Raw genomic sequence first — 24,260 nt, forward strand, 5'->3', positions numbered from 1 at the left:
TTTAAGAATCTTTATTGAAATTCAGATATTGATTGGCATCTCCCTGCCAAGTTTTCACTTCCGGAGCCTTGCCTGCATCGTTCTGGCGGCAGGTTTTCCAATACTTCAATGCTTCTCTATCTTCTCCCTCTGCCTGCAATACCTTAGCCATCAAACAATAAGGAGCAGCCGAGTCGCTCTTCTCTAAAGAGAGGGCTTCCTGTAAAGCCGCTTTTGCTTCTGCATACCGCCCTTGCTGTAAGTAAGCCCAACCAATATTTTGATAAGTTGTCGCGACAACTTTCTCTGTATCGCCTGCCGATTCCTCCTCCAATCCCTTAGCGGCTACTAACACTTCTTTCAAGAGCTTAATCGCAACTTCTGCTTCCCCATACTGCCAAATCTTCAGATGGGCATAACTATTTTTTGACTGAATACCGTACACATTGGGAAACTTCATTGAGATTTCATAAGCATTGAGGGCAACCTCAAACTCTTGACGTTCTTCATAAAGCTGACCTAATTTGTAATACGTTATCGATAATTGTTCGGGAGTTTTATCCAACATCAAAGATTTTTGATAGTTTTTTTTTGCACATTCAAAATCTTTCTGGATCGTGCAAATTAATGCTAAATTGTTATAAAATGTAGATTGATTGGGGTCGATTTGAACCGCCCGTTCAAAATTATGACGTGCTACGGCTAATTGATTATCCGTGTCCTGCGCGAGGGCTGTTTGACCTCGATCCGCATAGGCTTTTGCTTGCATCGGTGCAAATACCGTTCGATAAATTATTAAACTCGCGATCGCTAACCCTGTGGTTAAGAAAACTGAGGCAGTGGCGATCGGCTTGAAGCGCGATGAATTAGCGAACCGCTCAATCCCTCTCCACCACAAATTATCGAGATATTTTAAAGCCGTTTCGCTATCTTTGGGACGATCTTTTGGCGAAGGAGCCATTAAGTCATCGATTAGCTCTGCAAATAACTTCGGAACTCTTGAAGCTCGCTTTCTCCAGATGAGCTTTCCAGTTTTAGGGTCTATAGGAAACTCATTTGGCGGCGTACCTGAGAGTAGATAAACTAAAGTTCGACCTAATGCAAAAAAATCCGATTGAAGCGTCGCTTTACTATAAATTTGTTCGGGTGCAGTATACCCTCGAGACACAATACTGGTGACGCTAGATGGCTGACTCTTAGGAGCGCCCCGGAAAGAAAAGCCATTATTAGCAGTAATTTTTTTTACCGAACCAAAGTCAACAATCGCGAGCCGACCGTCCGGCTGAATCATTAGGTTAGAAGGTTTAAGATCGCGATGCAAAAAACCGCATTTGTGAATGTAATCTAGCAGGTTTAACAAATCGACTGTCCAACGTCGCGCCGTTTGATAGGGAATTTTTCCTCGCCTTTCGAGGTACTGCTCTAAATTTTCACCCTCAATCTTTGACATTATTAAACAATAAATAACCTTTCCTGTTTTAAACGTTATTTTAAATTCTCCGTTAAGCTCGATCGCGGGAATATCGGGATGGTCTAAACTTTCTAAGGCTAGGGCTTCTCTCTGAAAAAGCTCTATCAGCTTTGGGCTGCTTTTCTTCAAAATTTTCATCACTTTTCGCTTCCCTTTCACCTCAACCTCAAAAATTTCGGTCGAGCGTTCCGAGTCGAGAGCGCGGAGGGGATGAAGCAAGCGATATTTTTTGCGAATCAGTAGGGGAGTTTCGCAAGCTTGACAAAACTCTAAATGGGCGGGGTTCTGGCGGCGATTGCAGTCGGGGTTAATACAGTAGACTGCATGAATACTGTCATTCAAGATGATTTTGGCTCGATAAGTTTTTTGAAAATTGGGTTGAGTGCGAACGCGGTTTCCGGTTGTTCGCTAACCTCTAAAAAACCGTCTCTGCTTTTTAAGTATTGAATCGACTCCGTAAGTTGAGAGATTGAATATTTTTTCGAGAAATCTCGCAGAATCTTTTGGTAAGAGGTGAGCTTATTTTGCTGTTTCAAATATTGCAGAATACTTTGCTCGCATTGAGGCAGCCGCTCGTACTGTTGTTCGAGGAGTTCGCGATCGAGATGGTCGAGAACAATGCTATGGCGCGTTGCCTCGAGGAAAAGTTCAACATCGTTATTAAAGAGTTCTTTAATTAAGAGGGCGATGCGCTTCAGCTTTAAAGGTGTTTGATTATAAGTTTGGATCAACTCGTCCCAAGCTTGAGATTTTTTGAGTTGTTCGCCGCTTAAAAGTTGTCGCGCTTCTTCGTCGGTGATTTTTTCTAATTCTAAATCGCGGACGGCGGGGACTCTTCGTTTTAAAAGTTGAAAGCTTTTAGGAACTTCCTGAGAGGTGAAGATCGAACAGCTTTGATGTTGTTCCGAACCGATTTCGTTAAAAAAGTATTTATAGAGAGCGTAGGGTTCTTGGTAATTGCGATCGGGATCGCTCGGTTTGAGTAACGTTTCAATCCCATCGAGAACGAGCAAGCAGCGATATTGTCCGAAATAGTGAATGACGCGCTCGATTTTTTCTTCTTCGTTTTCGTTGGCGGGAATAGTCTCAGTTTCAGAGAAATGGCTGAGAATCGTGTTGAGAAGCTCTCCGAGTTCGGGAGCATTGGCGATCGCGCACCAAATGATAAACTCAAATTGGTCTTGAACGCGATCGATAAAGTAGCGGATGAGAGCGGTTTTTCCCATCGCAGCCATCCCGAACACCGCTACGAGGCGGCAGCGATCGTGTAGGATCGATTCTTTCAGGACTTCAAGTTCTCGCGATCGCCCGTAAAACGCTTCTGGAACCGCCGGTGCTTCTCGCAACGTCTGAAATTCTCGGTTTCCGTGCTTGTAGCGTTGATACTCGGCGATGAGAATCTGTTTTAACTCGCCCAGTTTTCCCGGACCGCGACCTTCAATCTCAAACTTACGGTAGACTTCGCCGAGTCGTTTGCGAATGGCAATATCGGTAATCCCGATTTCGCTGGCAATCTGGGCGTTGGGTTTGCCGCTCAACGCCATTGAGAGCGCCTCAAACTCATTGTCGCTTACGCCGCGTTTTTTGACTATTTGATACAAATCTTCTGAAGGAATTTCGGTAAACAAGCGTCCTCGCTTTCTTTTTCAAACAAGCTAGGATTTTATTATAGGTCGTGAGAAGCAACGATTGCGTCGCCTGACCGAATTAATTATTCAAAAGGAAAAATTAAAATCCGGAACAAATTGGGAACAAAGGGACATAAGACAAGTTTTACCCCATTTTATGGGCTTTTAGTTCTATTTTCAATCTTTTACCTAGGAATCGAGCGGAAACGCGCCACTACAGAGGCAGTTGTAATAAATCTTTACTTTGCGTATCGTAAAACAGCGGCAATTTTGCACAGAAAAGAATATACGTTCGAGAAGGGGGCTGTAGAACAGGCTTTCAGGCTCGATCCTGCTAGAGTGACTCCGATTGTTCGCTCAAACCCTCCTGAAAGCAAAATCGTCAATCTCTAAGCACCCAATTGATTGCTTGTATACTTAGTGAGTAAAAAAAGAGGGATAAAGAAGCAAAGATGACAGCGAATCGAGCGGGGTGCGATCGCACAGGTCTTCACTCATCGCAGCCGAAGAAATCCTGCCACTCTTGCAGAGATACCAGATGTTACCCAAATGATTGGGCGTGCTGCTGGCGATCCTCATCGCGTACCTCAAAAAAATTATCCTCGCCCCACTCGATGCAACGATGCAACCGAGTAGCAAGTTTGTCAAAACCCGAACGCTACCTTCGCTAGAGGAACGACATTTTTACTTCCCCGTCGTCTCAGCATCCTTAAAAATAGCGATCGCATTCTGTGTGTCGATCGCGATTCAGTCTTCCAACGGGGAACCCCGATCGATTAATGACCTTGAAAAGTCAATCTTACGGCCTCTATCGCTGACCAGAAAACAATAGTAAAAAACATCTCTATCCCGTAAGAGATAATTCCGCGCGTTAATTTAACAAAAATTTACAGAATGTTTCGTAAAATCAAAAACGTTTAACAGAGACAACAATAAATAAATGATGCTAAACCGCTTGGAAAGACGATAAAAATTGAGCTTAACGAGAAAAGACCATGTAATAAGCAAAATGCTAGCTGGCTAGCCCCATTGAGACGTATTTTTACGAATCTCTTGACTTTTAAAAAAAATGAGCTAGCCTGTAGTAATACGCAAGTCAAGCGTTATAAAAAGTTCGTTCATCAGAGGGTTGCTCTAGCCTTCAACCCTAAATCTGCTGGGTTGAAAACTAGCTTAAAGCTTCCCCGCATCTACGTCAGGAATTGAAACTCGCTTGTAACGAATCGGGAGTATTCTACGACTAACCGAGCCGGAAATAGGAGTTTTAGAACGTCCCAATTTGACACAGAACAAAGCGATATCGAGAAAAATACGAGCGCTTCAAGAGGCTAAAAGTGCGATGTGCTGCGGTGCTTCACCTCGAAATCTTCTTCTCCCGGAAAGGATAAGCTATCGGAAATTCCGTTCGACGAATTCAGTATCTTGCCCGCCCTCAGAGAGCGAGAAGGAAATTTTATCGGGGTATTTATCCGGATTTTAGGGTAAATCTCTTGAAGTGTTATGTAGTCAAACAAACTTGGTACAGGGCGGCACAGTTTAACCCACTGCAACCCTGATGCCAAAAAGCATTTTTACCTAGCGCATTTTAAAACCAGGAGCCAACAATGGAACCCATCTCGTTAATTGCAATTGGAATTCTTTCTACCCTATTTTTCACCCGCGAAGAGAAGAAACCTCCGCCCCCGCCCAAGGATGAAGTCTACGAAGTGACGGGAGCTTCCTTAACCCTGAAGAAGAAGAAGTAAAGGCAGACTTTTAAGTCAGGAGTGCGATAAATGCACTTCGTAACGGGCTAACTCAACAGTACGGTTAATCAGCTTAACAACTTACCACCGTACAATCACTTACTCCACTTGTTTCAAAACTAAGAGCCAACAATGGAACCTATCTCGTTAATTGCAATTGGAATCCTGTCCACTCTATTTTTCACTCGCGAAGAAAAGAAACCCCCGCCACCCCCGCCCAAGGATGAAGTCTACGAAGTAACCGGAGCTTCCTTAACCCTGAAGAAGAAGTAAAGACTGAGTTAAAATTCGGGGTTCAAAACGCGCGATCGCATTATCGGCTAAAAATCGAGAGATTAGCCGGTAATGCGATCGTTTTTATTCTTATTTCTATGGGTGTTGTGTGAGGCGCGAGTCAGTTTTTCAGATAAACAAACAGATTTCGCTCTGCGCTGTAACTTACCGCAGAAATTTTTGTAACCTCCTGCCGCAGATTGGTTTTATCGGACAGAGCAGAGCTATGTCTTTACACTTAGATTCGGGATGTCGTATATAATACTCTGCTTCTTCAACACGATGTAACTAAAAGCAAAGCGAACGATTTTAACAAAACTTTACATTACGTTGCGTAAAACCTAGGTCATTTTGCAGAGAAGTATATAGAACCGTTTGTCCCAAATTAATGGAAACTAACGATGTTTAACTTTGCCTTATTGACTCAAAACCCCTATTCGTCGGGGAAAGCGCGCGCATTGCCCGCTCTCAGTCCCACCCTTTGTAACGTAATTTTACCGATCGCTTGACTTCTCACGCAGAACGAATAATATAAAACTTGTGCTAAATAAAGTGAGAAAGACAAAACTAAGCACTTTTGCTTAAAGGGGAGATTGCGCGTGCGATCGCGGACTTCGCTCTCTCACAATGCACCCTAACGGGACAGTCATACCGACTGCGAACCCAGAATTTTCAACATTGACATAACTTTCAGGAGGACATCATGGATCCGATTTCTTTGCTTGCAATTGGAGTTCTTTCGACGCTGTTTTTCACCCATAAGGAAAAGAAACCCGATCCGCCGAAAAAACCGGATGAAGTTTTTGAGGTGACGGGCGCTTCTTTGACATTGAAGAAGAAGAACTGAGTTTATACAAGTCCCCAATTTTTAGTAGGGACATCATTGGTGTCAACTTAAGCTTAAACCTGTTCGCATAGCCCGCCTTGGGTTCAAACCCAAGGCTAATAACTCAAGTCCTATAAATAGGACTGGGAAATTCAAATGTATCCAACCCGTTTCAACGGGTTTCAGCTAATCGCTGTGGAACTTGAGTTCCACCGCTGGCTAAGTGTTTCACCTTAAGTTGACGCTAATGAGCACTGCTATGCCCTTGCCCTGGGGAACTCAGAAAGTCAGTCCAACATTCCGCGATCGAAGGTTGGAAAAAATACTTGATGGCAACCAGAAGTTTTTTGAGTTGTGAGGATTGCGGGTAATTGCCCACTCTAGCGGCTGGGTTTTCAGAGTATTGCCAAGCCAGCATTTGAATAAAAGATTTTTAGTTAAGGAGCATAATCAAAATGGCAAGTCCTAATAATGTACCGAATACGAGCGCCTTAGAACAAGGTGACTGGTGGCAAAATAAAACTATCACTTACAGTTTTGTTGTCGATCCAGAAGCTGCTAGTCTATATTCAGATAACTCGGTATCACCTATTACTGATGCAGGGATAATTACTAATGTCAAAAATATTCTTGACAATGTTTTTGCAAAAACATTAGGTTTAAACTTCCAATTTGTAACAGAGCGTATTGAAGATAGTTACTATCCTTGGGATATCTTAAAACTATTTCCCTACCGCGAGTTGAAAGATGCTGGGCAACTTCGCTTTATGATGAATAATAGTAATACGGCTAGTGCCTACCTTCCAAATTCTAATCAAAATGATATCAAAGATGTCGGAGGAGATATCTATTTTGGTACTCAAAGCAATCAAGTGTTTTCTTCTCCTCCCGGAACTTGGGCTTATACAGCTATACTTCATGAGATCGGTCATGCTTTAGGTCTTAAACATCCTCATGAAGGTGGAACTATTTTGCCCGAACGAGAGGACAATAATTCGACTACAGTAATGACTTATAACTTTAGTGGAGCATGGCCTGTTTCTTTAATGCCTTACGATATTTATGCGTTGCAAAAACATTACGGAGAGGGCAAAACAAACAATTTAAATACCACTTATGTATTCAATCAATATGTTGATGAATATACAGTTGATGGCAACTATTATTACGACAGTTTTGGCAAAGTTGTGGAACCTCTAAAAAGCACAATATGGGATAGTGGAGGTGAGGATACTTTAGACTTTTCCAATCTTGGTTATTTGCACAGTGGCAAGACAGATTTCAGATTTGAAATGAAACAAGGTGGTATTTTAACTGAAATGTCTGCTTATAATCCTCTGAGCTATGAAAAAGTTTACTTATCCGGAAATGACGAGCAAATATCTTTGTTGGACTGGCTTTTTCCGATTCCTGTCAGTGGAATGACTCAGCAAGGAATCACGCATAATTTCGGAACATTTCTTGCTTACAGTTCACCCAATGGAATAGATGCAACAATTGAAAATTTAATTGGTTCGCAAGGAAATGACTGGGTTACTGGGAATGAGAGTGATAATCAGATATGGGCAAATACCGGGGAGGATTTGGTAGAAGGCGATTTAGGCAATGACTATATTTATGGTGAGGGTGGCGATGATATTTTGTATGGCGGAAAAATTTTTGACATTGAGGATGATAGCGATTTAGCTCGACAAAGTATTGAAAATTCAAACGCTATCCATAATGAAAACTATGCACCTTCCGACTACCAGAGTGGGGTTAAAGTCGAGCCTCCAAAACTAAAGCTTTATACTAGCAACCAATTTGATGGTAATGATTACTTAGATGGAGGGGATGGCAACGATAAACTCTATGGACAAACGGGTAAGGATACTCTAGCGGGGGGCGCGGGTGATGACAAACTGTATGGTGGCGATGACCGAGATACCCTCTATGGTCAATCGGGTAACGATATCTTATGGGGCGAAGCGGGCGACGACGAATTGCACGGTGGTACAGACGATGATTATCTAGATGGCGGTCTTGATGATGACTCTCTCTACGGTGGCGATAACCAAGATGTCATCTACGGTCAATCTGGCAGCGATACTTTGCGAGGCGAACAAGGCAGCGACGAACTTTTTGGCGGTACGGGTACAGATATCTTAGAAGGCGGTCAAGGTAGCGATCGCCTCGACGGAGGAGACGATCGCGACTATCTCTATGGCGGTACGGAAGACGACTATCTTGACGGTGCTGCGGGAGATGACTACCTCGAAGGGAACGAAGGAAACGACGAGATGTACGGTAACGCTGGCGACGACCAGATGTACGGTAATACCGGCGATGACTACATGGAAGGTGGAGACGGTCTCGACACCATGACGGGCGGCGACGGACACGACGAGATGTACGGTAACGCTGGCGACGATACAATGTACGGCAATACTGGCGAGGATACCCTGTACGGCGGCGATGGTATCGATACCATCAGCGGTGGCGATGGTGCCGACACCCTCTACGGGAATGCTGGCAGCGATACCATGTATGGCAACGCTGGCGATGACTACATGGAAGGCGGCGACGGTATTGACTACATGGAAGGGAATGACGGCGATGATGTCATCCTCGGTCAATTCGGTAACGATACCCTGCACGGGAACAATGGCTACGATTGGCTTGAAGGCGGTAGCGGTGAAGACCTGATGATGGGGGATGCAGGAGATGATACCCTCTACGGCGACGCGGGCGACGATACGATGTACGGCGGTTCTGGCGACGACGAACTTTATGCCGGTACTGGCGACGACCTCCTAATTGGTAACATTGGCGACGACCTCCTCAGTGGCGGTAGCGGCGAAGATACCATCGACTATCAAGCATCCCCCAACGGTGTGACCGTTAATATCGATGAATCGCACGATTACGACAACTACGGCGATCCTAACGCCGTCAGTCCCGTCAATCCTCCCCATTACCATCTCGACCTCGAATCGCAGTTTGAAATTGCAGCGGGCAAAGCCTACGATGGTCACGAGACGACCGATACGCTCGAAGATATCGAAAATATCATCGGTACGCCGTTTAAGGATATCCTCATCGGTAACGAAAAAGATAACCAGATTTGGGCATTAGAAGGGGACGATCTCGTTATCGGCAATGGTGGCAGCGATCGCATCAATGGCGGAGAAGGGAATGATACCATCAGCTATCGCCGCGATCCCAATGGCGTTAATGTTAACTTAGAGCGCAACCGAGCTAACGACGGCTTTGGCGGCTTCGATCGCCTCTACGGATTTGAAAATATCGTCGGCTCCCAGCATAACGATACCCTAACCGGCGACACGCAAGATAACATTATTACCGCAGGCTACGGCGACGATCGCGTCAACGGTGGCGATGGCAATGACCGCCTCTACGGAGAATTCGGCGACGATACCGTCTATGGCGGTGCTGGAAACGACCAAATCTACGGCAACCAAGGCGAAGATACCCTTTATGGGAACGATGGCGACGATCGCATCTATGGCGGTGATGGGGACGACCTCATCTATGCAGGCGCGGGGCGCGACCTCGTGTTAGGGGATGAAGGCAACGATCGCATCTATGGCGAAGAGGGAGAAGACGAACTGCACGGACGCGCGGGCAACGACTTCATCAGCGGCGGTGCGGATGCCGACCTGATCTACGGCGAAGAAGATAACGACCAACTCTACGGCGATGGCGGCACCGATACTATCTATGGTGGCACTGGCGATGACCTCCTCGATGGCGGCGACGATGCGGACGTTCTCTATGGTAACGAAGGCAGCGATACCCTCTACGGGCGCGATGGAGAAGACAACCTCGAAGGCGGTGACGGCGACGATCTCCTGGAAGGGGAAGCGGGCGATGATACCCTCGAAGGCGGCGATGGGCGCGATCGCCTGTTCGGGGGCAGCGGGATCGACCTCCTCCAAGGACAAGCCGGAGACGACTATCTCGATGGCGGTGCGGACGAGGATAAACTCTACGGCGGTGCCGATAACGATACCCTGTTGGGACAATCCGGCGATGACTTGCTTGAAGGCGAAAGCGGCGATGATACTTTGTATGGCGGCAGTGGTGCAGACGTACTGAATGGTAGCGAAGGACGCGATCGCCTCGAAGGAAACGACGGCGACGATATCCTCGACGGCGGTGCAGACGATGACCTCCTATTCGGACAAGCAGGCGAAGATACCCTTTCCGGCGGTACGGGGGACGACCAATTATACGGCGGTACGGGACGCGATAAACTCTACGGCAACGCAGGGCGCGACGTTCTCTATGGCGAACAAGGCGACGACCTCCTCGAAGGCGGTGCGGATGACGACCATCTCCTCGGCGGCGATGGCGACGACCAACTCGACGGTGAAAGCGGCAACGACCTCCTCGAAGGCGGTGCGGGGCGCGACTCCCTCTTCGGTGGCGACGATAACGACCTCCTCTACGGTCAAACCGGAAGCGATACCCTTGATGGCGGTGCGGGAGACGACCGACTGTACGGCGGCGAAGGCGACGACGACCTCTACGGTAGCGATGGCAACGACTATCTTGAAGGGAACGAAGGGCGCGACACCCTGGATGGCGGTGCGGGAGACGACCATCTGTTAGGCGGCGAAAGTAGCGATACCCTGTACGGTCAAGCGGGGAACGACCTTCTCGAAGGAAACGACGGTAACGACGACCTTTACGGCGGCGATGGCGATGACCTCCTCCTCGGTCAAGCGGGGAACGACTTCCTCAATGGCGGTTCTGGTAAAGACCGCTTAGAAGGCGGCGACGGTAGCGATACCCTCGAAGGCGAAGCAGGCGAAGACCTCCTCTATGGCGGTGCGGGTAAGGACGAACTGTACGGCGGCGACGATAGCGATGAACTTTACGGCGGCGACGACAGCGACCAATTGTACGGCAATGCCGGTAACGACCTCCTCCTAGGTGAAGGCGCTAACGACTACCTTTACGGCGGTTCGGGCGACGATCGCCTGTACGGTAACGAAGGACACGACCAACTTTGGGGCGGTGAAGGCAACGACCTGCTGGAAGGGAACGAAGGCAATGACGACCTTTGGGGCGAAGACGGCAGCGATCGCATTTTCGGACAAACGGGGCGCGACTTCCTCGATGGCGGTGCGGGGAACGACTTCCTCGACGGCGGCGAAGATGGTGACGAACTCTACGGACAGGCGGGCGATGACGAACTCTTCGGCGGTACGGGCCGCGATTTCCTCTACGGCGGCGCGGATAATGACACCCTGGATGGCGGTGACGACATCGACTATCTCGAAGGCGGTACGGGCAACGACAACCTAGAAGGCGGCGAAGGCAACGACCTGCTTTACGGGAATGAAGACGACGATTCCTTGTACGGAAATGCCGGTAACGACCAACTTTACGGCGGTTTGGGAGACGACCTCCTCAACGGTGGCGAAGGCAACGACCAATTGTACGGGAATGAAGGACGCGATCGCATCTTTGGCGAAGCGGGCAACGACTACCTCGAAGGTGGCGACGGCGACGACCTCCTCGAAGGCGGGTTGGACAACGACCAACTGTACGGTCAAGCCGGAGATGATACCTTAACTGGTGGCGCGGGTAACGATTACCTCGAAGGCGGGGAAGGCAACGACCAACTCGCGGGTGATGAAGGTCGCGACCATATGTACGGCGGTGCGGGAGACGACACCTTAAACGGCGGCATTGGCGACGATTGGTTGTTTGGCGAGGCGGGAAGCGATCGCATTTTCGGCGAAGATGGCGACGACCTCCTCGAAGGGGGAACGGGCGATGATACCCTTGATGCAGGTGAAGGTGACGATTGGCTTTACGGTCAAATCGGCAACGATACCCTCAGCGGCGGTGCGGGCGACGATTTCCTCGAAGGCGGCGAAGGCAACGATAAACTCGCAGGAGATGCCGGTCAAGATCGACTCTACGGTCAAGCCGGAGACGACGACTTGCAAGGCGGTGCGGGGAATGACTTCCTCAATGGCGGTACGGGGAACGATACCCTCGCAGGCGGGCAGGGCTACGACGAACTCTACGGACAAGCCGGGAACGATAAGCTTTTTGGCGATGCGGGCGACGATTTGCTCTATGGTGGCACTGAGAGTGACGAACTCTACGGCGGCGCAGGGAACGATAAGCTGGAAGGCGAATCCGGGTTTGACTTGCTTGAAGGCGGTGCGGGGAATGACTTCCTCGATGGGGGTGCGGACAACGACCGACTCCTCGGCGGGACGGGCGACGACCAACTCTACGGTCAAACCGGCAACGATATTCTCGATGGCGGTGCGGGGAACGACAACCTAGAAGGCGGCGCGGGAATGGATCGACTCGCGGGCGGTACGGGGAACGACTTCCTCGACGGCGGCGAAGGTAGCGATACGCTAATGGGGGATGCTGGTACGGACGAACTCTTGGGCGGTGCTGGCGGCGACCTATTATATGGCGGTTCGGGAGATGATTTGCTCGATGGCGGTGCAGATGGCGATCGCGTTTACGGGGATGATGGCAATGATACTCTCTACGGGCGCGCCGGTGCGGACTTCCTCTACGGCGGAATCGGTCGCGATGCGCTTTGGGGCGGCGACGATGCCGACCAACTCTTTGGCGGAGAGGGCAACGATACGCTCGATGGCGGTTCGGGCGGCGATCGCCTCGAAGGTGGGGAGGGGTACGACGACCTCTACGGACAGTGTGGCAGCGACATTCTCGATGGCGGTGCGGGCAACGATAATCTGTGGGGTGGCGAGGATGCCGACGAACTCTACGGGCAGGATGGCAACGACGTTCTCAACGGCGGCGATGGCGATGACATCCTCTTCGGTGGTGCGGGCAACGATACGCTTCTGGGCGGTTGGGGCAACGACCAACTCTATGCTGTTGCAGGAGACAACCTCCTCAACGGCGGCGAGGGCAGCGATTTCTTGTACGGCGGAAGCGGTGTCGATACCTTCGTGCTAGCTAGCGGACAGGGGTTAGATAGCATCTTTGACTTTACCCTCAATGCCGATTTCATTGGTTTATCGGGCGGTCTCACTTTTGAGGCGCTTACGATTACACAAGGTTCCGGGGCTGCTGCTAACGATACTTTAATTGGGTTGCAAGATAGCAGTGAATATCTGGCGACGTTGAGCGGGGTGCAAGCTGACACGCTAACTCGTTCGCATTTTACGATTGTTTAGCAATCTAGTAACTCTGTATAAATAAATGGGGTTTTGGTATACAATGCCCCATTTTTCCTTTGAAGGGATTGAGGAAAAGGCGCGATCGCAATACCTTAAGAATCACCAAGGCTCCCGTTCTGCCATCATTGAGACGGTTCAAAACTCGTAACTCTAGTTAGAAAATTTGCTAGAGTCCGGTAAAACGTTGAACCTGGAACGATGTTTGTTTTCTTGTCCAAACTTTTACCCATCTTTCTGTTTCCCCTCGGTTTTGCTTGTTTATTGTTAATCATTGCCCTAATTTTGCTCTGGTTTCGATCGCGCTGGGCAACCTTTCCCGTTGCTTTCGCCCTCATCGCCCTGTTACTCTCCAGCAACGGTTGGACGAGTAATGCAGTAGTGCGATCGCTCGAAACCCAAAATCTCCCCGCCGAAATTCCCACCGCCGATGCGATTATCGTCCTCGGCGGTGCGCTTCGTCCGATTTCGCCCCCGCGCACCACCGTTGAAGTCAGCGAACAAGGCGATCGCGCCCTCTACGCTGCCTATCTCTACAAACAGCAAAAAGCCCCTTACATTATCGCTTCCGGCGGGCGCGTGCAGTGGCGCGGCGGCGGCCCTTCCGAAGCCTCCGATATGGCTGATTTTTTAAACGCAGTTGGGGTTCCTCGCAGCGCCATCCTGCTAGAACCCGACTCCCTCAACACCTACGAAAACGCCGCCAATACGCGCAAAATCATCGAACAACGCGGCTTCAAGCAGATTTTATTAGTGACTTCCGCCCTACATATGCCGCGATCGCTTGCTATCTTCAAAAAGCAGGGAATTCAAGCCCTCCCCGCCCCCACCGACTTCCTCGTCACCCAACTCCTTCTCGAAGAACCCAGCGCCGGTATCGAAGGTTTTATCCTCAACCTTCTACCCGAAGTCGATCGCTTGCAGCGTACTACTCAGGCGATTAAAGAATACGTCGGTTTCGGGATTTATCGCCTCAAAGGATGGCTTTAATAATAGCCTGTTGGGGGTAACGCTAAAGCCGCCTCTTTCCCTTCTCGATCGTTTTTGTTCCTTCGTCAAATTGGGGGGTAAAAATAGTTTTGCTAAGGTTATCCTTCTCGGAACAATTTTAAAGATTTTTAGGAATGTACTCATCCCAAATTGATGTGAAGCTCCATAGAATGAAAAGTAGGGTGTGGAGCGCGAAGCGTAACGCACCGTTATCCTGAGAATTTAGGAGAGTTTATTCTAGGGAACGCAATCTTAAATTGGTATCAGACAATAAAATCTCTTTAGCCGAACAAAATTTTATTGAGGATGAATTTCTTTTAGAAGTTCAGAGCGCAATGGGTATTTAAGAGTATTGTACCCGCCTGAGTCCGGATTTCAAGCTTCGTTTTGCTGCCGCAGTCGATAAGCAGCCCAGCGAGAGACGCTAGCATTCTTATCATTTTGCAACTGTGCGAGCAACTCCACGGACGCATTAGGATTTTTAGCAACGGCGCAGCGAACCTGCCCATCGCTATCTTTCGCTAAAATTTCTAAACTAGGGAGCGGTGTTTGGGGATGTGCGGCGACGGGCCAACGAATTTCGCGATCGCTCTCTAGCGCTAACCGTTCTAAAATCGGAACGGGAAGGGAAGGATGCGGGGCGACAGCGCGGCGAACTTCTCGTTCTGTATCCTTGGCTAAAGCTTCTAAAACCGGGATGGGCGTTTGGCGGCGACTTGCAACCGTCGCGCGCACCCAGATACTCTCATCTTTAGCCAGTTGCTCCAAAATCGCGATCGCAACTTGAGGATGCTCTGCGAGTTGTATCCGGATATCCTCGTAAGTATTATTAACGAGAGCGGGCAAAGATTCAACAGGAATTTTCGCGATCGCGCGTTCTCGGATTCGCCGTTCCGGATGATTGGTTGCCTGTTCGAGCAGAAACAGCGGTACGGCTTTACACTCAATCAGCTTCGCTAGCGTGCTTTCTGGCATTACCCGCACTAAATCCGGCTGTTCGAGCCAAATTAAAGTAAAAACTGGGTTATTCAGTAATTCTTTGGGAAACTCTGCACCCAAATCGAGTAAAACTTCTGTCGGCGTATTGGGATTGGCGGCGACCAGTTGGCGAGTCTGTTTATCGCTGCTGTAACTGAGTTCTCGGAGTTGTTGGGGCGAAGTGTCGGAGTTACGAGCGGTATCGAGTTGTTGCGATCGCAATTGCATGGAAGCTTTGAGGAGGGAACAAATCTATTATGAGATCCCGCCGAGGCGATCGCGACTCCTGCTAAAGTAGCATTAACCTCTAAACATTAAAATTAATGCGCCGATGCCTGAAGTATCCTGCTTAGAAATTTGCGCTGGGGCTGGCGGTCAAGCTTTAGGACTCGAATGGGCAGGGTTTACGCCACAAGCGCTTGTTGAGATCGATAAAGCTTGTTGTAACACTCTACGATTTAATCGTCCCCAATGGAATGTTATTGAAGGAGATTTAAGACAGTTTGAAGGCACAGCATTATTGCAAACGAAGCCCCTAGAAATTTTCAACTGTTTGACTAACCCCACAATATTTGCAGTTGCTCGTTAAATTCTTACGTCTATCTCAGAGAAAAAAGGAGGGCGATCGCTGACAAGAGTTTGGGATAACTGCAAAATTAAGAGCGCTAACCGAGGAGTTGAAAGAAGCGAAGAAAAGAGGGAACTGAGAAAACCCTCCATCCAATGTAAAGCTTTGAAGAACTGTTCGTAGAGAACCGATCGCAAAGAAAGGTTGTGGTATTGCTGCGAGCGTTTGGAGAAGCCCCAGAAAAATAAGTCGGGCGATCGCGCCCAAAATTGCCCCTAAAGCAATTATTTCCGGTAAACTGAAAAGTCAAACCCTAAGAAAACAATTCCCGATTCTAACCTTGAAAAAAGAACCATCGCTTATATCTTCTGAACTTTTGTTAAGTTTGGCAGCCGCTCCCTTTCTATTGAGTGTGGTGACAATCAAAACCCTGACTCAAAGGTTACAAGAAATAGGTCAAGCGAGCGAAGAGATCTTTCGCGGCGATCGCCTGCCCGTCCTTAACTTTCCCGAATCAGGCAGCGATCGCTAAACCCTAGCATCTCTCAAGATTCCCAGCGCTGCGAACTTCGGGATAGCTCTAACCCGAACCGTACCGCGTGCAGTTGCCAGCGGCGGCATTCAACTCTTATATCCTTCATGCGAGTACAACCCTCCAAATTTAGAGCATCGACCCCTAAAATTGAGTCATTACCTACCCATTGCGAGAAAGGCCTTATGAGTTCGCTTCTCCGACCGTCAGAGCAGGAATTGAGAATCCCATCGAGTGCGACGCTATTATTGCGGCATCGCCTCAAAATGGTCGAAGAGTTGTGGGAATCCGTATTGCGATCGGAATGCGGCGAAGAGTTAGTCTCTCTGCTAGCCCAGTTGCGATCGATGTGTTCTCCGGAAGGACAAACGACGGAACTCTCGGAACCCTCCGTTCATCAACTCATCGAAAAACTGGATCTCAACGCCGCCATTCGCGCCAGTCGTGCCTTCGCCCTCTACTTTCAATTAATTAATATTGTCGAACAACACTGCGAACAGCGAGAACAACAACTCGCGCGCAGCGCCACCTTTAAAGAACCCAACTTTGCTGGCGAAAGCGCTCGAGAAGATTCGGCTTTAGCGCAAGTCAGAAGCTATTTTAGCGACGAAGAAAACAGCAGTCATCCGGGAAGCAGCCAACTCGAAAAAAACTGGCAGGGAAGCGAACTGCAAAGTCGCAAAACGGGAACCTTTCAATGGCTATTCCCGCACCTCTGGCAGCAAAATATGCCGCCGCAAAAAATTCAACAACTCCTCGATCGCCTCGAACTGCGCCTCGTTTTCACCGCGCACCCTACCGAAATCGTCCGCCATACGATTCGTAAAAAACAGCAGCGCATCTCTCGCATTCTACGGCAACTTGACAGCGCCGAAGAAGCTTCGCGCAGTCTGGGATTAGTCAACTCCTGGGAAGTTGATGCAGCAATCCAGCAACTCATGGAAGAAATTCGCCTGTGGTGGCGCACCGACGAGTTGCACCAATTTAAACCCGCTGTCATTGATGAAGTCGAATACGCCCTGCACTACTTCCAAGAAGTCTTGTTCGATGCGATTCCGCAGCTATCGGCGCGCCTCAAACAAGCACTCTCTAATTCTTTCCCTTGGTTGAGTCCGCCCAAGCACGCCTTCTGTCGCTTTGGTTCTTGGGTGGGGTCCGATCGCGACGGCAACCCTTCGGTTACGCCCGCCGTCACTTGGGAAACCGCCTGCTACCAACGGGGCGTAGTCCTGGGCAAATACATGAAATCCGTGCAAGGGCTAACAGAGTTGTTGAGCTTATCTCTGCACTGGAGCAACGTTCTGCCAGAACTGCTCGACTCCCTGGAGCAGGATAGCATTCATATGGGCGATATCTACAGCGCCTTTGCGATTCGCTACCGCCAGGAACCCTACCGCCTCAAACTCGCCTACATTCAAAAGCGACTGGAAAATACTCGCGATCGCAACGGCCGCCTCGCCAACCCCGACGAACGCAAAGAACTCGAACGGCGCGATATGAACCCAAAGACTTATTATCGCTCCGGGGATGAGTTTTTAAAAGAGTTGCATCTGATTCAGTGGAATTTAGCCTCAACGGGTTTGAGTTGCGGCGAATTAGACGATCTGATCGCTCAGGTAGAAGTCTACGGCTTTGTGCTAGCAGAATTAGACATTCGTCAAGAATCCTCCCGCCATTCCGATACGATTGACGAGGTTACTGAATACTTGCAAATCCTCCCCACGCCATACAAACAACTCGGCGAAGCCGAACGTGTTGAATGGCTGGTGAAGGAATTGAGTACGCGCCGTCCCATCGTTCCTAGCGAACTGCCCTTCAGCGAAAAAACCGCTGAAACTATCGAAACTTTTCGGATGCTGCGCCAACTCCAGCAGGAATTCGGGCCGAAAATTTGCCGCACTTACATCATTAGTATGAGCAATGATGTAAGCGATGTCTTAGAAGTGCTGTTACTGGCGCAGGAAGCTGGATTATTCGATCCGATGACGGGCGTGGGTACGATCTCGATCGTGCCATTGTTTGAAACAGTAGAAGATCTCAAGCGCGCGCCCCAAATCATGCGATCGCTATTCGAGCTTCCCCTCTACCGCGCTTGTTTGGCAGGCGGGTACGATGCGCTAGCCAACCTCGAAACCCAAACCCCCCACCCGCACTCAAAACTCACCCAATTCCAACCTCTACAAGAGGTAATGTTGGGTTACTCCGACAGCAACAAAGATTCCGGTTTCCTCAGCAGCAATTGGGAGATTCATAAAGCCCAAAAAGCGCTGCAAAAAGTAGCCGAAGACTACGGGATTGCCCTGAGAATCTTCCACGGACGCGGCGGTTCTGTAGGACGCGGCGGCGGCCCAGCTTACGAAGCCATCTTAGCGCAACCGAGTGCCAGCATTGGCGGGCGGATTAAGATTACCGAACAAGGGGAAGTCTTAGCCTCGAAATATTCCTTACCCGATTTAGCGCTGTATCACTTGGAAACGGCAACCACAGCGGTGATTCAGGCGAGCTTATTGGGGAGTGGGTTCGACGATATCGAACCCTGGAAAGATATTATGGAAGACTTAGCCGCGCGATCGCGGGCCGTCTATCGCGACTTAATCTACGAACAACCCGACTTCCTCGATTTCTTCCTTTCCGTCACCCCCATCCAAGAAATCAGCCAACTGCAAATCAGTTCTCGCCCCGCACGGCGAAAAGGCGGCAGCCAAGACTTAAGCAGTCTGCGCGCCATTCCTTGGGTGTTTAGCTGGACGCAAAGCCGCTTCCTACTTCCCGCTTGGTACGGCGTAGGAACAGCGCTCAAAGAGTTCATCGATCGCGAACCGGAAGAACATCTCAAACTATTGCGCTATTTCTACTTCAAATGGTCGTTCTTTAAGATGGTGATTTCTAAAGTAGAAATGACCTTATCGAAAGTCGATTTACAGATGGCGCACCATTACGTTCGCGAACTCTCCAAACCCGAAGATATCGAACGCTTCGATCGCTTATTCGAGCAAATTTCGGCAGAATATCATCTCACCCGCGAATTAATTTTAAATATTTGCGGTAACGAACACCTGCTCGATGGCGATCCGGACTTACAGCGCTCCGTACAATTAAGAAATGGGACGATTGTTCCCCTTGGCTTCATTCAAGTTTCACTCCTTAAACGATTGCGGCAATATAGCAGTCAAGCCACCAGCGGTTTGATTCACTTCCGCTACTCTAAGGAAGAACTCTTGCGCGGCGCGTTGTTAACGATTAATGGAATTGCTGCCGGAATGCGAAATACGGGTTGATCGATCGATCTCACGAGAGCGTTGGGAGTGAATTTGTCAGGGCGCAAGCGATAGCGTCCTGACATTATATAATGACCCTAAAACAGCGAACGCTTTTTTAGAAGATGAGCCTGGTATTGGGAGGAGTTTTAATTGTGCTTGGACGACACGGTTGAGCCATAATAGTACCGACAAAGCCTCAGCTATTTAGAGTTGCCCAGTACGAAAAATCAATGACCAACGGACTGAACGGACAAAACGGACATAAGAAGAAGCTTGAAACTCAGCTTTGGAACATTGCCGACTCGCTGCGGGGCAAGATGAATGCCGATGAGTTTCGGGATTACTGCTTGGGGTTCATCTTCTATAAATACCTGTCCGAACGGCAACACCTCTATGCCAATGAAGTGTTGGAAGAGGATGGCATCGATTTTATGGAGATTCATGAATCGACCGAGGAAGGGCAAGAGTATTTAGAGGCAATAAAAGAAGAGTCGATCGCCACACTGGGATATTTTCTCAAGCCGTCAGAGTTGTTCAGTTCTTTAGCAGATCGGGCATTAGGGGCGAAAAAAGCCACTGAAGAAAATCTGAGAGATGAAGATTTTGAGTCGTCAAATTTTATTTTGGACGATCTCGCCCAGGTGCTTAACAGTATTGAACGCTCCACAATGGGCAAGGAAAGTGAGGAAGATTTCGATCGCTTGTTTGAGGATCTGGATCTGAATTCAACGAAGTTGGGGCGGACTCCGAAGGCGAAAAATGCTTTGATTGCCAAAATTTTAGTGCATTTGAATAAAATTGATTTTCGCTTAGAAGATACGGAAAGCGATGTTTTGGGGGATGCCTACGAATATTTGATTGGGCAGTTTGCCAGTGGTGCGGGGAAGAAGGCAGGGGAGTTTTACACGCCGCAGCAGGTGTCTAAGGTGTTGGCGAAGATTGTGACGACGGGGAAGAGTCGTCTGAAGTCGGTGTATGACCCCACCTGTGGATCGGGTTCTCTATTGCTGCGAGTAGCGCGGGAGGTGGAATCAGTCGGGGATTTTTACGGGCAGGAGATGAACCGCACGACTTATAACCTGGCGCGGATGAATATGATTTTGCATGGAGTGCATTATCGCAATTTTGATCTGCGCCAGGAGGATACGTTAGAGAACCCCCAGCATGAGGGAATGCGATTTGAGGCGGTAGTGGCAAATCCGCCATTTTCGGCGAATTGGAGTGCAAATAAGCTGTTTGAGTCGGACGATCGCTTTAGTCAGTATGGTAAGTTAGCCCCAGCGTCTAAGGCTGATTTTGCCTTTGTCCAGCATATGCTGCATCACCTGGATGAGAACGGCATTATGGCGGTGGTGTTGCCCCACGGGGTTTTGTTTCGCGGAGGTGCAGAGGGGCATATTCGCCAGTATCTAATCAAGGAGCGGAATTGGTTGGATGCAGTGATTGGGTTGCCTGCGAATATTTTTTATGGGACGAGTATCCCCACTTGTGTTTTGGTGTTTAAGAAGTGTCGGGAAAATCCTGAAGATATTTTATTTATTGATGCGAGTGCCTATTTTGAAAAGGCAAAGAATCAGAATTATTTGCGGGATGAAGATGTTGACAAAATTGTCTCTACCTATCGGCAACGGTTGGCGGAAGATAAGTATAGTTATCGCGCCCCGTTAACGGAAATTGAGGAGAATGATTTTAATTTAAATATTCCCCGTTATGTGGATACCTTCGAGGAGGAGGAGGAAATTGATTTAGACGCAGTGGCGCGGGAAATTCGAGAAATCGATCGGGAGATGGTGGAGACAGATCGGCTGATTCGCGGGTTTTGTGAGGAGTTGGGGATTGAGGCTCCGTTATGAGTAAGAAGTTAAATAAAAAATGTCCTAAACTTCGATTCCCTGAGTTTGATGGGGACTGGGATGAGTTAACGATTTCAGATATTGGTGAAGTCATTCGAGGAGCCAGCCCAAGACCAAAAGGAGACAGAAGATATTATGGAGGGAAAATTCCTCGTTTAATGGTTGAAGATGTCACTCGTGACGGAAAATATGTTACCCCACGTACTGATTTTTTAACTGAAGAAGGTGCAAAACTTAGCCGTCCATGTGAGAAAGGTACTCTAACTATAGTTTGTTCTGGAACTGTAGGAATTCCATCTTTTCTAGCTGTCGATGCTTGTATACATGATGGTTTTCTTGCTATTAGAAAATTAAACAAAGAAGTTGTCAACGAAGATTTTTTGTATCATCAACTAAATACATTAAGAAATACCCTTGAGAGTAGCGCAACACATGGAGGTGTATTCACTAACTTAACAACTGAAGTTTTGAAGAACTTCAAGATTAAAGTAACATCGATCGCGGAACAAGAGAAGATCGCGAGTTTTTTGGGGGCGATCGCCACGCGCCTAACCCAACTCCGCCGCAAACGGGAACTGCTGCAAACCTACAAACGCGGCGTTATGCAGAAACTCTTCTCCCAACAAATCCGCTTCACCCAATCCGATGGCTCCCCCTTCCCAAATTGGGAAGAGAAGAAGTTAGGGAAAGTAATTGAGTTAATATCAGGCAGGCATCTCGCCCCTGATGAATATCAAACGGGGAAGGGCAAAATTCCATACTTCACAGGTCCTTCTGATTTTACAAACAATTTTTTAGAACTCACTAAATGGGCTATTATTCCTGCTCAAACAGGAAAAAGTGGTGATATTTTAATTACAGTTAAGGGAAACGGAGTTGGAGAAATGCTATTTCTGCAATTGAATGAAGTTGCAATTGGTCGCCAACTAATGTCAATACGCCCAACCCGAGTTAATGGTGCGATGCTTTACCAGAAGCTATTTAATTATCGAAAAACATTACAAGCACTTGCAGCAGGAAATATTATTCCAGGATTATCAAGGGGAGACCTTTTAAATCTGAATTTTTTTTTGCCGTCGATCAGTGAACAAGAAAAAATAGCTAATTTTCTAACTACAATCGACCGCAAAATCGAAGCACTCTCCCGCCAAATCGAGCAAACCGAAAAATTCAAAAAAGGCTTACTCCAAAAACTATTTGTGTAGTTATTAAAATCAAGGCTCAATCTATGGAAAAAGTCATTCACAAAACCACAACTAAACAACAAACCAGTGACTTTCACTACTGGCAAAATCAGCCACCCCTTAAACGTCTCGAAGCCCTAGAACAAATTCGCCGAGAATACCACCAATATAAATACAATGCTGAACCCAGACTTCAAAGAATTTATACAATTATTAAACGCCAATCAAGTTAAATATCTGATTATTGGTGGTTATGCCGTCGCCATTCATGGACACCCCCGCTACACCAAAGATATAGATATTTGGGTAGAGATGTCACCAGAAAACGCCGATAAACTCATAACTGCCCTCGATCAATTTGGTTTTGGTAGCCTTGGCTTATCTGCCCAAGACTTTCAAACCCCCAACCAAATCATTAAATGTTTATTTGAAGAAGTGAACAGGGAACAGGGAATAAAATAAAAGTATTACCTATTACCCAAAGAAAATGATCGCAGCCAAAGACAACGCCCCCCGCCTAACCCCCGAAGAATACTTTATTTGGGAAGAACAGCAACTAAAAAAACACGAATATATCAACGGTGAAGTTTACGCCATGACTGGCGGTAGCATCAATCACGGGCGTATCGGTATCCGCTTCACCGCCATGTTCGACAGCCACTTAGAAAATACAGGCTGCATCACTGGTAACTCTGATGTCAAGCTCAATATTTTTGGCAGTAATAATTATACCTACCCAGATGCCAGCGTCACTTGCGACGATCGCGACAAAACCACAACCCAATATATTACCTACCCCTGCTTAATCGTCGAAGTCCTCTCCGCTAGTACCGAAGCCTACGACAGAGGCGGCAAATTCCGAATGTACCGCCAAAACCCAGCCTTAATCGATTACCTCCTAGTCAGTTCCACCAGCATCGAAATCGACCTGTATCACAAAAACGACGCAGGCGATTGGTTGATTATCAACTACAAATCAGGTGACACAATCGAACTCAAAAGCATTAACCTCAATTTTCCCATTGAACAAGTCTATCGCGGTTTAACCCTTGAACCAGGGAATGGGGAATAGAATCAAAGCATTACCTACTATCCATTACTTAACGCCCAATATGCTAACCCTCGAAACCGTAATCCAAAAAATCCAACAACTCCCCCCTGAACAACAAAATAAAGTCATTGAGTTTATTGAATTCTTGGAATTTCAAGCGAGCCGCACCCTTGCGCCGCAAACACCCACTGCACCAGAAACCGCCGAAACATCGTTTGCCGACGCGACTAAAGAATTTATCGGCTGCCTTGATAGCGATCTCGAAGACCTCTCCCATAATCCTAGATATCTAGAAGAATTCGGTAGATGATGACTAGAGCTACCATCCTAGATACAGGAGTCTTAATTGCCTACCTCATGCCCAAAGATAAATTCCACACTTGGGCAGTTTCCCAACTCTCTCAAATCAGCACCCCTGTCTTAACCAATGAAGCTGTAATTACAGAAGCCTGTTTCCTCGCCCAAAGGATTCACAACGGACAAGAAACTATTCTAAAACTTATTAAGCAAGGTCATATCATTATTCCTTTCAACCTCAGTCAAGAAATTGAAGCCATAGAAAACCTAATGAAACGCTATGCTTCAGTGCCAATGTCTCTCGCCGATGCTTGTTTAGTCAGAATGAGCGAAATGTACGAAAATAGCCAAATCCTAACCCTAGATAGCGACTTTACCATTTATCGAAAGCAGCGCAATCAAAGGATTCCCGCGATCGTGCCCAACGAGAATTAAGCT

At 48.0% G+C, this 24,260-nt stretch carries 18 protein-coding genes; 15 read left to right on the forward strand and 3 right to left on the reverse strand.

The genetic code is table 11. The features are described 5' to 3' along the window. Position 1: 1 nt before the first annotated feature. Positions 2 to 1,792 carry a serine/threonine-protein kinase gene (locus tag H6G50_RS05145; protein ID WP_199302709.1) on the reverse strand — a complete coding sequence of 597 codons (1,791 nt, stop codon included), beginning with the start codon at positions 1,790 to 1,792 and terminating at the stop codon, positions 2 to 4. Continuing rightward, positions 1,789 to 3,078 carry an NB-ARC domain-containing protein gene (locus tag H6G50_RS05150; protein ID WP_190713907.1) on the reverse strand — a complete coding sequence of 430 codons (1,290 nt, stop codon included), beginning with the start codon at positions 3,076 to 3,078 and terminating at the stop codon, positions 1,789 to 1,791. The genes H6G50_RS05145 and H6G50_RS05150 overlap by 4 nt, the downstream gene beginning before the upstream one ends. Before the next feature lie 559 nt (positions 3,079 to 3,637). On the opposite strand from H6G50_RS05150, the gene H6G50_RS05155 reads away from it, so the two are divergent. The 6 genes from H6G50_RS05155 (at position 3,638) to H6G50_RS05175 (ending at position 14,099) form a co-directional block, all read left to right on the forward strand. Then, positions 3,638 to 3,910 carry a hypothetical protein gene (locus H6G50_RS05155; protein WP_190713909.1) on the forward strand — a complete coding sequence of 91 codons (273 nt, stop codon included), beginning with the start codon at positions 3,638 to 3,640 and terminating at the stop codon, positions 3,908 to 3,910. Positions 3,911 to 4,682: 772 nt separating this feature from the next. Continuing rightward, positions 4,683 to 4,823, forward strand: coding sequence for a hypothetical protein (locus tag H6G50_RS05160; RefSeq protein WP_190713911.1), 141 nt, complete (start codon positions 4,683 to 4,685; stop codon positions 4,821 to 4,823). Between the two features lie 132 nt (positions 4,824 to 4,955). After that, a complete protein-coding gene (locus tag H6G50_RS23960) occupies positions 4,956 to 5,096 on the forward strand; it encodes a hypothetical protein (protein WP_206756560.1) in 141 nt (46 codons plus the stop codon). Positions 5,097 to 5,799: 703 nt separating this feature from the next. Then, entirely contained in the window at positions 5,800 to 5,943 is a 144-nt protein-coding gene (locus H6G50_RS05165; protein WP_190713913.1) for a hypothetical protein, read from the forward strand. A gap of 434 nt (positions 5,944 to 6,377) precedes the next feature. Beyond that, positions 6,378 to 13,109 carry a hypothetical protein gene (locus H6G50_RS05170; protein WP_190713915.1) on the forward strand — a complete coding sequence of 2,244 codons (6,732 nt, stop codon included), beginning with the start codon at positions 6,378 to 6,380 and terminating at the stop codon, positions 13,107 to 13,109. A gap of 201 nt (positions 13,110 to 13,310) precedes the next feature. Further along, complete coding sequence (locus tag H6G50_RS05175) at positions 13,311 to 14,099, forward strand: YdcF family protein (protein WP_190713917.1); 789 nt, start codon at positions 13,311 to 13,313, stop codon at positions 14,097 to 14,099. 375 nt (positions 14,100 to 14,474) lie between these two features. Here the strand turns inward: H6G50_RS05175 and H6G50_RS05180 are convergent, their stop codons facing one another. Further along, positions 14,475 to 15,305, reverse strand: coding sequence for a HEAT repeat domain-containing protein (locus H6G50_RS05180; RefSeq protein ID WP_190713919.1), 831 nt, complete (start codon positions 15,303 to 15,305; stop codon positions 14,475 to 14,477). Positions 15,306 to 15,408: 103 nt separating this feature from the next. Here H6G50_RS05180 and H6G50_RS05185 point away from each other — a divergent pair, with 103 nt between their 5' ends. The 9 genes from H6G50_RS05185 to H6G50_RS05225 all read left to right on the forward strand — a co-directional run bounded on the left by H6G50_RS05185 (position 15,409) and on the right by H6G50_RS05225 (position 24,257). Beyond that, on the forward strand, positions 15,409 to 15,666 hold the full coding sequence (locus H6G50_RS05185) for a DNA cytosine methyltransferase (RefSeq protein ID WP_190713921.1): 258 nt from the start codon (positions 15,409 to 15,411) through the stop codon (positions 15,664 to 15,666). Positions 15,667 to 15,985: 319 nt separating this feature from the next. After that, positions 15,986 to 16,177 (forward strand): hypothetical protein, encoded by a 192-nt coding sequence (locus tag H6G50_RS05190; RefSeq protein ID WP_199302710.1) that lies wholly within the window; start codon positions 15,986 to 15,988, stop codon positions 16,175 to 16,177. Positions 16,178 to 16,362: 185 nt separating this feature from the next. After that, on the forward strand, positions 16,363 to 19,455 hold the full coding sequence (gene ppc, locus H6G50_RS05195) for a phosphoenolpyruvate carboxylase (protein ID WP_190713923.1): 3,093 nt from the start codon (positions 16,363 to 16,365) through the stop codon (positions 19,453 to 19,455). 212 nt (positions 19,456 to 19,667) lie between these two features. After that, positions 19,668 to 21,290 (forward strand): type I restriction-modification system subunit M, encoded by a 1,623-nt coding sequence (locus H6G50_RS05200; protein ID WP_190713925.1) that lies wholly within the window; start codon positions 19,668 to 19,670, stop codon positions 21,288 to 21,290. After that, positions 21,287 to 22,495: a restriction endonuclease subunit S gene (locus H6G50_RS05205; RefSeq protein ID WP_190713927.1), complete on the forward strand. Its 1,209-nt coding sequence runs from the start codon at positions 21,287 to 21,289 to the stop codon at positions 22,493 to 22,495. The genes H6G50_RS05200 and H6G50_RS05205 overlap by 4 nt, the downstream gene beginning before the upstream one ends. Positions 22,496 to 22,651: 156 nt before the next feature. Beyond that, the gene (locus H6G50_RS05210) at positions 22,652 to 22,936 is read left to right on the forward strand and encodes a hypothetical protein (protein WP_199302711.1); all 285 of its coding nucleotides are present in this window, start codon (positions 22,652 to 22,654) and stop codon (positions 22,934 to 22,936) included. 25 nt (positions 22,937 to 22,961) lie between these two features. Further along, complete coding sequence (locus tag H6G50_RS05215) at positions 22,962 to 23,546, forward strand: Uma2 family endonuclease (protein ID WP_190713929.1); 585 nt, start codon at positions 22,962 to 22,964, stop codon at positions 23,544 to 23,546. Further along, positions 23,536 to 23,835, forward strand: coding sequence for a DUF2281 domain-containing protein (locus H6G50_RS05220; RefSeq protein WP_242032717.1), 300 nt, complete (start codon positions 23,536 to 23,538; stop codon positions 23,833 to 23,835). The genes H6G50_RS05215 and H6G50_RS05220 overlap by 11 nt, the downstream gene beginning before the upstream one ends. Beyond that, positions 23,832 to 24,257 (forward strand): PIN domain-containing protein, encoded by a 426-nt coding sequence (locus H6G50_RS05225; protein ID WP_347239879.1) that lies wholly within the window; start codon positions 23,832 to 23,834, stop codon positions 24,255 to 24,257. Before H6G50_RS05220 ends, H6G50_RS05225 begins: the two co-directional genes overlap by 4 nt. Positions 24,258 to 24,260 lie beyond the last annotated feature (3 nt).

Origin of the sequence: Oscillatoria sp. FACHB-1406, assembly GCF_014698145.1 — a bacterium.
Lineage (GTDB): Bacteria > Cyanobacteriota > Cyanobacteriia > Cyanobacteriales > Spirulinaceae > FACHB-1406.